Source organism: Ureaplasma miroungigenitalium, assembly GCF_025780085.1.
GTDB classification, from domain to species: Bacteria; Bacillota_I; Bacilli_A; order Mycoplasmatales; family Mycoplasmoidaceae; genus Ureaplasma; species Ureaplasma miroungigenitalium.
Genome location: NZ_JAOXHL010000001.1, coordinates 159,203 through 173,260, shown reverse-complemented (window position 1 = coordinate 173,260; position 14,058 = coordinate 159,203). Strand labels below are relative to the sequence as shown.

9 protein-coding genes are annotated in these 14,058 nt (G+C 31.9%); 8 read left to right on the top strand and 1 reads right to left on the bottom strand.

Features of this window, described 5'->3' with window-relative positions; genetic code table 4:
• Window positions 1-5: 5 nt before the first annotated feature.
• Window positions 6-6,755, bottom strand: a complete 6,750-nt coding sequence (locus tag OF376_RS00565) for an ABC transporter permease (RefSeq protein ID WP_263821610.1) — start codon at window positions 6,753-6,755, stop codon at window positions 6-8.
• Between the two features lie 212 nt (window positions 6,756-6,967).
• On the opposite strand from OF376_RS00565, the gene rplK reads away from it, so the two are divergent.
• The 8 genes from rplK (at window position 6,968) to OF376_RS00525 (ending at window position 14,041) form a co-directional block, all read left to right on the top strand.
• Window positions 6,968-7,414 carry a 50S ribosomal protein L11 gene (rplK, locus tag OF376_RS00560; RefSeq protein ID WP_318031934.1) on the top strand — a complete coding sequence of 149 codons (447 nt, stop codon included), beginning with the start codon at window positions 6,968-6,970 and terminating at the stop codon, window positions 7,412-7,414.
• A gap of 6 nt (window positions 7,415-7,420) precedes the next feature.
• Window positions 7,421-8,110 (top strand): 50S ribosomal protein L1, encoded by a 690-nt coding sequence (gene rplA / locus OF376_RS00555; RefSeq protein ID WP_263821608.1) that lies wholly within the window; start codon window positions 7,421-7,423, stop codon window positions 8,108-8,110.
• A 104-nt stretch (window positions 8,111-8,214) separates the two neighbouring features.
• Window positions 8,215-9,093 carry an energy-coupling factor transporter ATPase gene (locus OF376_RS00550; RefSeq protein ID WP_263821607.1) on the top strand — a complete coding sequence of 293 codons (879 nt, stop codon included), beginning with the start codon at window positions 8,215-8,217 and terminating at the stop codon, window positions 9,091-9,093.
• Window positions 9,081-10,346 (top strand): ATP-binding cassette domain-containing protein, encoded by a 1,266-nt coding sequence (locus OF376_RS00545; protein WP_263821606.1) that lies wholly within the window; start codon window positions 9,081-9,083, stop codon window positions 10,344-10,346. Before OF376_RS00550 ends, OF376_RS00545 begins: the two co-directional genes overlap by 13 nt.
• Window positions 10,347-10,349: 3 nt before the next feature.
• On the top strand, window positions 10,350-11,687 hold the full coding sequence (locus OF376_RS00540; RefSeq protein ID WP_263821605.1) for an energy-coupling factor transporter transmembrane component T family protein: 1,338 nt from the start codon (window positions 10,350-10,352) through the stop codon (window positions 11,685-11,687).
• Window positions 11,688-11,727: 40 nt separating this feature from the next.
• Complete coding sequence (locus OF376_RS00535; RefSeq protein ID WP_263821604.1) at window positions 11,728-12,612, top strand: hypothetical protein; 885 nt, start codon at window positions 11,728-11,730, stop codon at window positions 12,610-12,612.
• Window positions 12,613-12,614: 2 nt separating this feature from the next.
• Window positions 12,615-13,325: a YebC/PmpR family DNA-binding transcriptional regulator gene (locus tag OF376_RS00530; RefSeq protein ID WP_263821603.1), complete on the top strand. Its 711-nt coding sequence runs from the start codon at window positions 12,615-12,617 to the stop codon at window positions 13,323-13,325.
• 2 nt (window positions 13,326-13,327) lie between these two features.
• On the top strand, window positions 13,328-14,041 hold the full coding sequence (locus OF376_RS00525; protein WP_263821602.1) for a hypothetical protein: 714 nt from the start codon (window positions 13,328-13,330) through the stop codon (window positions 14,039-14,041).
• Window positions 14,042-14,058: the final 17 nt, after the last annotated feature.

Below are 14,058 nucleotides of genomic sequence, written 5' to 3'. Positions count from 1 at the left end.
TCTGATTATTCCTTGTTTTCAGCTAAGGCTAAGGCTAGGTTCATGTTTTTTGTTTTATAGTATGTACTCATTCAAGCGCTTGCTAGAATGATTCCAACTAAACCGAACGTTAGGACGAAGACTCATCATGGAATAACAGGAGTAATAATAATATTAAAGGCGTTAAAGATAGCGTATTTGTAAATTCCTAATAAACCGTATGATAACGGAATAGATAGAGCAATATTCAAGAATCAGACTACAGGGTAGACAAACATGAAGTTATTAACGTTCGCGAAGTTACTCTTACCTAAGACTTTCATCATGGCAATTGATTTTTGCGATTCTTCAGCTAAAGTTGAAGCAATCACAATGATAATGATGAATAAGGTTGGCATTAAAGCTAACATAACATTTAATAAGATTTTGAAAATTGTATTATCGATGGTATCCGCTAAAATAGTGTTTTCTAGATTAGCATCAACAGCTAGGAAGGATGGCACAATGACTTGTTGTCCAAATGTATGACGAATTTTTAGGGCTAAGCGTTTCATGTTTAAAACGGAGAAATCTTGGTAACTAACACTTGGGTTATCACTTACGATTTGGTTCGTTTTAGCTCATGACAATAGCATCATGTAATTCACAGCTGAATCATGGAAATCATCATTAAAGTTGGTGTCATTAATTGGTCAATTTCCTAGGGCTGGTGTTAAACCAGATGGTGAATAGAAAGAAGCTAAATTATAGAAGAATAATGGGTTTTTTTCTTTGGTAAAGAAACCATTGAAGAAACGAGATTCATCAATTTCTATACCACCTTCATAAAAGTGCGTAGTTTTATAATCATAAAAACCGATTAAATGGTTAGCGATTTTTTGGTTGACAAACATTTGTTCATCCATGTGGGTATCAATAATTCCCTTAACCACAAATTTGGCCTCGTAGTCTTGATTAATACCATTGAAATCATTGGCATACCGTTGAATATGGTTTTTAATTTTATAATCAAAACGATCGCCAACTTTAAGGCGGTATTTTTTAGCCACAACCGCATTAATTAAAATAGGGTAGTAATCCTGGTCTAAACGATCATCTTGTAAATAACTTAAAAGATTTTTTTGTTGTTCATCATAAAAGTCTAATTGTTTGGTCTTGCTATCTAAGTTAGCTAAATAATTAATCCCCATAATTTTGGCGTGGACACGTTTATTTTGTGATTGCATATCCCCGTCTAAATAAGTGTAGGCCTGCATTTGAGTAGCATCTTCCATGTTAATAGTCTTCAAACCAATCTTGTATTGGTGAGGGTTTAATTTTGGAATGGTTAGAATTTGGATTACTAGACGGACAAACTCTGGTCTAAATTGAGCTGCTCCTTGTTGCGTTCCTACATTATCTCGTAAATTAAATTGTCAAACCCCATCTTTTTTAATGAAGAAACTATCAGGGTCATTGACGCTTTTTGGTGCTTTTCCTGTGACTGTTCATAAGTTAACATGTGAATGAACGATGTTAGGGTTGGTAAAATCAGGAACATCATAGTAGCGATCAATTTTATTATGTTGATCATCATACGTATAACCAAAGATTTCAAAAGCGGCTTCTAATAATTCTTGCGCATTTGCTTCAGCTTTTCCTGAAACTTGGTTGGGTAAGAAGTTTTTTGCAAACACTCACGGGTTAAATTGAATTTTAAATCCTCCCGTATCAACTTGGATGTTTCCATCTAAAGCCATTTTAGTAATAATTTTAGAGTCTAAGAACTGAATATTTTGGAAAATTTCTGGTTGGGTTGAAGGTGATGGGAAGTATGTATTACTTAGTAAAGGCCCATAACCCACTGGCGCATTTGGATCGTGAATGTTATTGATAATACGCATGGCGTTATTATATTCAATTGTCGAATATGGGAAAGTGTTAACATCCTGTTTATAAATTTGATCTAAATTATTTAAATAGAGATTGATTTGTTGATCTTGGAAGTAAATTTTTTTAACTTGCGATACGTGTTGTTTTAAGAGGTCATGGTAACTAAACATGACTGTTCCTGGTTTGTTAAAGAAACCTAAAATAGTATATGTTTTGTCTTGTTGATTAGGTGCACAAGTTTGTTGAGCGTTGCTGTTACATAACTCAGTCGCCTTAATATCAATGTGGATAGGACGGTTATAACTCATATAATCAATTTTTCATTGATTTAATTCTTTGTTATTGCTCATGTACAGATTATTGTTGAAGGTTGCAATTTGTTGGTTTAAACCAACATTCTTATTGTACACAGCTGTGTGTTCGGTAACTAAACTATCTATTTGGTAGACCTCATTAATAGTTGGCTCATTTAGGTATTCTAAAACACTTAAATCAAAGAAGACACGTCGATTTTGATCAATCATATTGGTAATTGGACGTTTAGTATAAGGTAAACCCTTAACACGCAATTGTAAAGTAAACGTTTGGTCTGCTATAGATTCAGGGATATTTGTGAAATATATTTCTGGTAGTCTATGGTATGCGTGATATAAGTAATAACCATTTTGACTGTAATCTAAACGATGTAAATTATTCGCAAAATCAGGTAGATCATACACAACCTTATTAGTTTCATCATAAGCCCCTAATAATGTATAAATACTTGGTTGTTTTTGTAATGATTCAACGTCATATAAAACATATTGATCATTTAAATTAGTAATCGGTTTTAAGGTTTTTAAAACATTGTTATTTGTTGTATACACCAGGTTAACAGGTTGATTTAATTGGGCAACTGGTACACCAATATATTGGTGGTGTTGGTGGGCAAAGAATTTGAAAATAGATTTTTTATCGATTACTTGTAAATCAGTTTCTAATTCAGTTTTATCAATAATCTTTTGTTGTTCATCATTTTTTAAATTAGCATATTCAAATTGGTAGACATGATTATCAGGCAATTGATCGATTGGGAAATCAATAAAACCATGTGCATCAATTTGAGATGATAAAACGACTTTTTCATTATTTTCGTTAACAAAATTTAATTTAACTAAGAAATTAGTATAGTCCGTAACTTTAGCATCTAATAAAACTTTTTGAATAATTGGTTTCATTGGTGCTTGTGGAGTTTGTGCTCCGATTAAAGCATACGGTGAAGTGTAATATAAACCACCTTGGCTTGTCGGACTAAAGAGATCAACAGCATATTCGTATGAACGTTGTTTATTAGTATGCACAGCAGATTCAGCGAAATCGTTTTTCGCCGAAGCTAACATCGTCGCTGTAATCGTGAATGAACTCGAAATCACCATCAGAATTGACATCCGCATTAAATTAGAAATCACATATGTTGATCGCAAGACTGCGTTTGCGCCAAATTTACGTAGTAGTTTGTGTGAACGCATCATTAATTTATTTAATTTAAATCCTGGGTCACCTTTCATTGTTTCCGCAACTGGCTTAGCTAAAATTTTGAAAATAGTAATCAAACTAATGATTGCAAGGATCGCCACAAGTGCACCAATTAAGGCAAAAATTCAACCAACAGACACATAGTTAGTAGGTAAACTAATGAATCAATAAGGTTTAAACAAACTCATTAGAAACGGTTGTAAGAAGAAAGCGACTGGATAGGCAATAAGCGTTGTAAATAACGGTGGCAGAATAAAGAATGGTAAGAACGATAATCAGATATGAGTTTTAGAATGCCCTTGGGCTAATAAGGTTGCAAACATAATCTGACGCTTTTTAATCAAGTTTCGTAAACTAGTTCCCACAAAGTACATCCCCAGAATAAGGATTAAACAAATTAATACAATAGCTACACTTAAAACAATGTGTGTTAAACGATCTAAGAAACTAACACGCTTAGAGTATAGCGGAAAGGCTTTAAGTGCTTCGTTGCGTTTATAAATTTGGGCTTTATGTGAAGCATTAAACGCTTGTTTTAATGATTCATACAATTGATTCTTCTTCAATGTTTCGTATGGTTTAGTATTGGTTTTTAAAGTGTAATATGAGAGGATAGGAACAGAGCTATTATAAGTTTTTAATTTATCAAAACCACTTTGATTTAAGAATAAGACAGCTGTTTTTTTAGTATCAATTAAAATGTCATCACTGTTTACGGCAGGGAACATAAATTCAGAAGAATCGGCCGCACCGACTAAATAAAATACCTGGTTGTTAATTTCAATTTTATTTTCATCAGGGACAACATATCGCAATCATGATTCATAGTCTTTTGGGATTTTTTGACCATTAATTTCTACAAACGGCGGGAAGTCATCGTTCTTCTTGTATGGCAAGTTTTGAGCTTTTAAGAAAGTCTCTCAGTCACCGGGTTTTTTTGCATCATTTAAGGCTTGCAAATAAGAGCGAGAAACATATGCTAGATCAGCTGACTTTGTAAAAATATTAATATTAAAAGGGATTTGGATATCATGTGATTTTGAAACAGTAGCTTCAATTAAATAACTATCCCCAGCTACTTGGTAATTTTTAAAATAGAACAATTGAGTAAAATGCATAATTGTTGTTTGTAAATTATGAAAATTATCTGGATGTTCGTTAGTTCATTGTCTTAAGGCATCTAGATCGTGATATTGTGTAAAGGGTTGATATATAATGCTGTATTTTTGCAAGTTAAGGCCCAATGGAAGATGGGTTTCATCCCCTTGTTCACCCTTGACGATTATTTTTAATAAATCTAATTGGCTAGCAGTAGTTTCTGGTTTATTACGTAAGTCTACAAAGACGGTTTCATCATTTAAGAAATGAGCAGGGAGATAAAAAATGTTTTGAGTTGTTTGATCAACATATACGGCTTGTAATTCGCTATCAGGTTGGAAACTGTGCGGTTTAACATGTAAACTAAAGTAATTAGGTTGGACGGCTTTAAATTGTTGATAAACATCAAAACTAAAAGCTTCAGCTTCTTTTTGATATTCATTCGAGGTTAATCAGTCACCGTTTTGATATAGTACATTAAAGAAATCTAAAAGGTTGAACTTATGGATTACATTAGGCGTAATATATACACGATAATCACGCAAGGCGTGGGGGATACTTTGGTCTTGTGTAGGATCTTTTTCATAAGTGTCTCTTAAATAATTTTCAAAAGCCTTATAGCTTAAAAATAAATTTTCGAAGTTATTAAATTCAGCCCCTGTTGGTTCAAAAAAGATGCGTTGATATTTTTGATCATATTTCAGCGAATCTTTATATTTATCAACAATTTGGACCATATTATCCATACGGTGCTCATTATCCACAATTTGGTTATTCATATAAGTGGGTTGATCAACGTTTAATGCGATGAAATTTGTATTTGATTTAGAATCCTTGAACACCCCTGACTCATGACGTTTATAATAAACATCATGTTCATTCAAGGTGCTTAAGAAGCTTTCTTTTAATCAATCTTCATAAACGTAATGTTTACCTTGGGCGACATTGATTTTCGCCTTTAATAAACGCTCATGGTTGATTAAATTAACATCTTGTGGATGTTTATTTAATTCATCTGAAATAACTTGTAATTGGCTTTTTAAATACGTTAATTCTCGATTATTGCTTAAATATTGTTGTTCAGAGTATTCATAGAAGATTTTTGCTTCCTCTTTTATTCGTGCATTTAATAAAGCTTTGGCATTAGCGATAATATCCAATAACACTGGAAACTGTTGTGAATCTGTAATCATTTTTTTAGGGATTAACAGATCATTAACAAAAAGATCGTGGTATTTGAGATTCGTGTTATCAATGGCTATTTCATTGTTATATTGATCTTTCAAACGATTAATCAAGTTAAATGTTTGCACATCTACATTATCTGTAGAATGGTTTTTATATTTCAAGTATTGAGCAAAAAAGAAGTAACGATCTGATGATTTACTTAGATCAACATGCAAGGGAATTTTAACAAACTCCTCATCCACTGTGTTTTGTTCTAAGAAATCAATAATATGACTTCATGTTTGATCGTAATTATTAAACACATTATAATCAAATTGGTGATATGTATTTTGTTGAATTATTTTTTTATAATCTAAGTCAACATTTTTAATAATCATTGGGTTTGTAATGTAATTACGTAAACCAAAACCTAATGATTTATCGAGTGTATGAAATGCAAGGTAAGGATCACCCGCCTTGACTATCGCAGTATTAATTTTAAAAACATGATCATACTGCTTGCGATGATCTTTTAGACTAGGAGTTTTAAATAAGATTTTCCCAGCTTGTAATTTTTGTACACCAACCAACTTGGTTTGGTTATTAACTTTATCAAAGACCAGGTTGTTATAATTGGTTGCTAGCTCATCTTTGTCTTCGTTGTTGTCATCGAATCAAAAAGCTGTATAGATTCGATTTTCATCTAAATAATTTTTATCAACAACGCCTTTTAAATTGGCGATTTTGTTATTATCATCACGGGGTCAATATAAACCAAAATCATTAGGACTTGGTAGGTTTAAATAATTTTGTTGACTAAGTCGTGCTTTATTGAAAACTTGTAACTTAACAATATCTTCTTTATTGTATGCTATTTGATTATCAGTAATTGGGATATCATTGAAAACTAATAGATCCTCATCTAATGGCTGAACTAAAAACTCGTGAGCCAAGGAAGATTTTCTTAAATCTTTTTGCGATTTATTTAATCGTTGTACAGTAATAGTAGTTGTTGTGACGACAATTGTAGAAACGATCATTAAAATTGATAATTGAATCATCAGTGTTTTTGTTCGAAACAACAATTTGAACATATTTTTCATTAATAATCAAAATTTGCGCATAATTCACCAAAACCTTAATTATGAATAGTATTAATTAATATTAATATAAATTATTTTACTTTTACATAATATTTTAATATAATAGTAATGTGTTGTAATGACACATTTTTTTAATAATGAGCATGTGGAAGATATTTCGATATCGTTAAACCACGTAGCGAATACTAAATATTTTATATAGAAAGAATAAAGAGGTGTTGCGTGTGGCTGTAGTGAAAAAGAAAAAAGAAATTACAAGAATCGCAAAATTAAACTTAATTGGTGGCCAAGCTAAACCAGGTCCAGCCCTTGCTTCTGTCGGAATTAACATGGCAGAATTTACAAGAGCTTTTAATGACAAAACAAAAGATCAAAACGGGAAAGTAATTCCTGTTGTGATTACTGCTTACAAAGATAAATCATTTGACTTTGAAGTTAAAACAACGCCAGTATCATACTTGCTTAAAGAAGCAGCAAAAATTCAATCTGGTGCTAAAGACCCTAAAAAACAAGTTGTAGCAACAATTACTAAAGAACAAGCTTTAGAAATTGCACGTTATAAATTAGTTGACATGACTGCTTACGATGAAGAAACTGCTTTACGTATGGTAGCTGGTTCTGCTAAACAAATGGGAATTAAAATTGAAGGATATAGTCCTTATAAAGCTGACAAGGAGTAAACGATTATGAGTAAATTAACTAAAAAACTAAAAGCCGTTTACGAAGGCTTTGATAAGAATAAAGCTTATTCATTAGAAGAAGCGATTGCTTTAGCAAAAGCTAAATCAATTACAAAATTTGATGGTTCAATGAATATTGCTATTAAATTAAATTTAGACACAACAAAAGTTGAACAACAATTACGTGGATCAATTTCATTACCTCACGGAAATGGAAAAGATGTAAGAATTCTATTATTATCTGAAGATGTGAGCGCAGAAGATGCTAAAGCAGCTGGAGCAAACTACTTCGGTGGAACTGATTACATTCAAAATATTGAAAAAATGTTAAACGACATTGATGTAATTATTACAGATCCAAAAGTAATGCCAAAATTAGCACGTTTAGGTAAAGTTTTAGGTCCTCGTGGATTAATGCCTAACCCTAAAATTGGAACAGTTACGACTGATGTTTTAAAAACTGTTAAAGAATTTAAAAAAGGTCGTCTGGAATACCGTACAGATACTTATGGAAACATTCATTTAAACATCGGTAAAGTATCATTTGATGCAGAAAAAATTAAAGAAAATGCATTAGCATTATTAACTTTAATTCGTTCACGTAAACCATCAACAGTGAAAGGGCAATACATTCAAAATATTACTATTTCACCAACAATGGGAGCCGGAGTTAAAGTTTTAATTCCAAATAATTAAGACTATTTCAATAAAAAAAATAAAAACAAGTTCTCCCCTTGTTTTTATTTTTATTATAATTATATAATTATAATAAATGTACTCTTATGAATAAAGGAAAATTTATGGTAGACAACACAAACAACACGATTAAATTCAAGGACATCGATAATTTAGTTCACGATTCCGAAACAGCAGTTAGTTTCGAAAACGTTTTTTTCTCATATAATGAGGATCGTGTTATTTTAAAAGATGTTTCTTTTGAAATTAACCAAAATGAATATGTTTGTATTATCGGTCATAATGGTTCAGGGAAGTCAACTATTAGTAAAGTCCTAACAGGATTATTAAAACCCGCTTCTGGTGCTATTAAATTATTCGGAATCGAGATCAATGAGGTTAATTTAAAGTTTTTAAGAAACAACATTGGAATTGTTTTCCAAAATCCAGATAACCAATTCGTCGGGATTACAGCAGAAGATGATATAGCTTTTGGTTTAGAAAATCGAAAAGTACCACCTCACCAAATGTGAGATATTATTGCTGAGGCAGCCAAGGCCGCTGGTGTTTATGATTTATTAAAACGTGAATCATTAGAATTATCAGGCGGACAAAAGCAACGGGTTGCGATTGCTTCTGTTTTAGCTATTAACCCATCCGTAATTATCTTTGATGAATCAACATCAATGCTTGACCCAAAAGGTAAGCGTGAATTAAAAGATCTAATGATTGGTCTACGAGATGTGGCTAAAAAAACTATTATTTCAATTACACATGACATGGAAGAAGTAATTAATGCAGATAAAGTAATCGTTATGAAAGCGGGCGAGGTGCAATTCGTTGGTAAACCACAAGATGTTTTTGAAAACGAAGAAAAACTAAAAGCGATGAACTTAGATATACCGTTTACTTTAAAATTATCCAAACTCCTTAAACAAGGTGGTTTGAATGTTGATTTAACACTAAACAACAAGGAGTTGATTAAAAGAATATGCCAAAAATAATTCGTACCCCCAACCCTGATGTTAGTGTCAGCGTAAAAAATCTATACGGTGTTTATGACGAAAACAAAGAGAACCAATTCGTTGCTTTAAATAATGTTAGTTTTGACTTTGCTAAAAATAAAATTTACTGCATTATCGGGAATTCAGGTTCAGGTAAATCAACCTTAGTGACCCATTTTAATGGGCTATTAATGTCTAAGTATGGATACATTATGGTGGATGACATTGTAGCTGGGGATTATTACAATATTAGTAATCATTTGCTAGGTGTTATTGACAAAAAAGATAATGTGATTAACAACCAATTATGAAATTACAAACTAGATGATTGAAACTTCCTTGTGTTATTTACTAAACAAGTCAACAAAAAGATTGCACGTATTCTTTTTGAAGGAGCGTTTAAACGCAAAGTGAAATCAATCCGTTTCATTAAAGATTTAAACTTCACACGCAATTATCATTTAAACAATGTAGCCAATATTGCTGTAATCCGGATTGATGAGGATAGTAATTTAGAAATTCCAAACACCTTGTCGTTTGAACAACTAAGAGATTTTGAAGTTCGTTCATTACCTAATATTAAAACTAATTACAAATTAACTTCTAAGTTACGACAATATAAAAAAATACGAAAAAAAGTAGGTTTTGTGTTCCAGTTCCCAGAATATCAATTGTTTAAACACACTATTGAACAAGATATTATGTTTGGTCCAATGAATTTTGGAGTAAAAAAACAAGAAGCGAAACAAAGAGCTAAGAAGTACTTAAACAAACTAGGTTTAAGTGATGAATACTTAGAATATTCACCATTCGGTTTATCTGGTGGACAAAAACGGCGTGTAGCCATCGCAGGAATTCTTGCTATTGAAACCGATATGTTGATTTTTGATGAACCAACAGCTGGTTTAGATCCGGTTGGTGAAATGGAAATGATGCAAATCATTCTTGATGCGAAAAAAGAGAATAAAACCGTTTTTGTGATTACTCATACGATGGATCATGTTTTAGAAATTGCCGATGAAGTAATTGTTATGCATGAAGGTGAAATTATACGTAACGGATCAGCCTATGAAATCTTTAGTGATCTAGAACTGATGCAAAAAACGTCAATTGAACCACCGAAAGTGATTTCTACAATTAACCAGTTAAGAGCACTTGATTCATCCTTTGATGAACTCTTAACTATCGCTCCCAAGACTATTGAAGAATTAGCGGATGCGATTGTGCAAATTAAGCAAAAGAAAGGAAAATAAAAGATGAGTTCAAATGCCTATGTCTTTCGTCACTCAGTAATTCATCGTTTAAATCCAGCGATGAAATTTATTGCCTTCTTATTATTAATTGCAATGGTTTTTTTACCATTGGGTTTCTTTGCTCAATTTTTTATCGGAGCATTTGTTTTAATTATTTTCTTTGTCGCTAAATTACCAGGACGAATGTTATGAAATATTTTTAAATCCGTTCTGTTCTTATTCTTCTTACTCTTACTGATTAACTGGATGACCTATAAAGATCCTATTGCCATTTTTAATGTTTCCCAACATAGTGTGGTTTTTGGGAATTTAGAATGAGTCAAATCACCTGGTTTATACGTAGGGGGTATTCACCACTTTGATACTTCACACCAAGTTGATAATTTGATTTCGCCAATTTGAGGTGGAGAAATTCGTACTTATTTAAATCCTAGTTTCTTTTTATCAAAGGATTTTGATTTCGATCAATTCCTAAAAATTAACGAATTAAATGAACAAGAATTTTATAAAAAAATAGCAAGCAGTTTTAATAGTTTAGAAGATGGACAAATTAAGGATAACTTTTTAAATACGTTTGGTAACCTACCTCCAAATGCCTTGCATCCAGAATTAAAATATGCTGAACTAGCATACTGAATGAGTATTTCGAATTTTAAATTACCAGTAGTTGATCCTACTGATCCAGCAAACATAGTGGTTCTAAAACATTTTGGTTTAGCTTTAAGTCAATCTAAGGAACAACTAGGACTAACAAACACTATGATTTTATATACACGATCAAGTGTAGCTTTATCACCAGTAGCTATTCAATTAGCCCTATATATTGCCATTAAAATTTTCTTGATGATTGTTTTAGCTTCGATTTTAACATCGACAACCACTTCTATTGAATTAACAAATGGATTAGAAGACTTGTTAACACCGTTCAAAATCTTGCGTTTACCAGTAACAGAAGCTTCAATGATGATTTCCATTGCTATTCGTTTTATTCCTTCATTACTTGATGAATCTAAACGGATTTTAAATGCCCAAGCATCTCGTGGGGTGGATTTCAAAAATGGTGGCTTTGCCCAAAAAATTAAATCCCTAGTCGCGTTAGTCGTACCGTTATTTTCAATAGCCTTTAAAAAAGCTGAGGACTTAGCTAATGCCATGGAAGCTCGAAGTTATAATCCGCGTTATGCGCGTACACGTTACCGAAACTTTTCTTTAAAGTTTATCGACTGATTATTATTCTCTATTTTGTGTGTCTTTGTCGGCTTCATTATTTCGCTGGCCGTATCCAAAATTTACTTCACACCGTTTGGTATGTTCGAAGCAACGTCATTATTTTCAAAATAATAAACTCCGTAGAGGGTTTATTTTTTATAATTATATACATATGGTTAAACAAAACAAAAACACTAAAAAACGATGATTGTTATCCTTGGGTTTACCTAGTCTCGGGCTGCTTGCATTAACTAGCTCGTGTTCATTAGTGATTCCATATAACATGACATATAAAACGTATTTAGCTTTAGCTCAAGACGTCGTTGCAGGTTTAGAAACAAAAATCGTTAATAATAAAATGAAGGCGTTAAAAGCTCAAGAATCCAATGCAAAATTAGAACAAATCGAACCAGATGTTTTGGAGCGCTTGAACCATAACGCATTATTTTTAGCGCGTCAAAAAATTCAAATTCAAATTCATAAAGATATAGCCAATTACCAAAAACAACAGCAAGAAATTGTTAGCAGTGTGCAATTTCATTTAAAAAACAAAATCCAAAGTTATATCCATGTTGATTCGGATCATTTGCAAATTGTACAGCCAGACTTTTTTATGAATTATTTAATGAACCAACAATGTGATTTAGAACAATTTCGTTACAGTGTGCGAAGCGTTTATCATATTCAAAATGTTATACGCGATGATGATCCGAACCGTTTAGATATTAGTTTTAAAGTGTTATTTGTTGATCAAAATATTCCCTCAGCATATGTCACTATCGATTCGTTTGTGGGTAATAAGTTTATTAAGTATGAAGTTTATCAGATTATGATTAAGGCTGCTCAGAACTTCTTAAAAACACTGCAAGCAAATAATTTCCAAGACATTACGAACTATCAAGATTTAGGTCAGTTTTTTGCAGAGATCGATTATCATTTAATTTTAGATAATCAAGTTACTATTTACACAGCAGACATATATAATAAGTTATATATGCAACAAAGAGATTTATTATTTCAATATCAAAAAGATCATATTTTAAGACAGAGGAGTTAATTATGCCACGTAAACATTTAATTGCCAGCGGAATTAATAAAAAACAACAACAACAAGCCAAGATATGAATGAAGTGTGCCAAAGAAATTAAGGCAGCAACAAAAGTGGGTGGACCAAATCCGGAAGCTAACCCCCGTTTAAAAGCAGCTATTAACCGAGCTTTATCAAACAACTTAAGCCGTGATAGTATTCAACGAAATATTGAGGGAGCTAATAAAGATCAAGAAAATTTAGTAGAATTACACTACGAAGCTTTTGGTCCTAACGGTTTAGCTATTATGATTCACTGTTTAACAGACAATGAAAACCGGACTATTAGTGCGATTCGCGGGTATTTATCAAAATTAAACGCAAGTCTAGCTAAACCTAACTCAGTAGCAATGAGTTTTAACGAATATGCTATTTTCTTAATTGCCAAAAAAGATGCGACAGAAGATCAAATTATTGAAACGCTGTTAGAAGTTGATTTAATTGATTTAGCACTAATTGATGACATTTATGAAGTCAAAGTAAGTAAAGAACATTTTGTGCAAGCCAAAACTTTATTAGACGATGCACAACTGGTATACATGAGCGCTGATATTAAATGAGTTCCTGACGATTATATCGGTTTAGATGACCAACAAAAAGAAAAACTTGTACGTTTTATTAACAGTTGTGATGACGATGATGACGTGCAGTGAGTAGCAACAAACTTCGAAGAAGAAATTTAATTATGAGTAATCCAGAAGCAAAACAAAACATTCATACGCATTATTTAAATAAACGCAGACGAATTAATAAGATTATTAAGGCGACTGTTTTTTCGAGCGCTTTTGCCATTGTTTCGATTGCTTCGATTGTGATTTCGGTGACAAATAAAAATGAGAATTATTTAAACGAAACCATTAATGAAATTAAAAAATACCAAAACCCCGAATGAAACGCTTTTTTAGGGTTAAGTGTTGACCAAGCTATTACTTTGCAAACTCATAAGAGTAATTATCAATTTAAAGTGCTTGATAATTACAATGATTACTACCAATTTAGCCAGCATTGAAAATCTTATGATGTTAATCCTGAAATACATATTCAAGGTGTACAAAAACGACTAAACAACCAATTTAGTCCCAATTTTTTTGAAAAACATAATTTATTAGTCTTGGTTTATGACCAACCTGATCAGTATTATTTACTGAATGTCTACGATCAAGAAAGTAATGTTTTAAATTTCTATTATCTAAATTATCAAGGTTTATATAATACAACTAATTCCAAACGTTATTTAGACTATCAGATTACGATTGATGAGAAAACCCACAACCATATTGCTATGGTGTTCTTGAGTGTTGAAAAACATGCTGATTACCAAGTTGATTTTCATGAAATAAAATGATCAAATGAACTAAAACGTTTTTATAAACAGAAAAAAGCGATAATGCAAAAATAAAAAACAAAACCAAATGT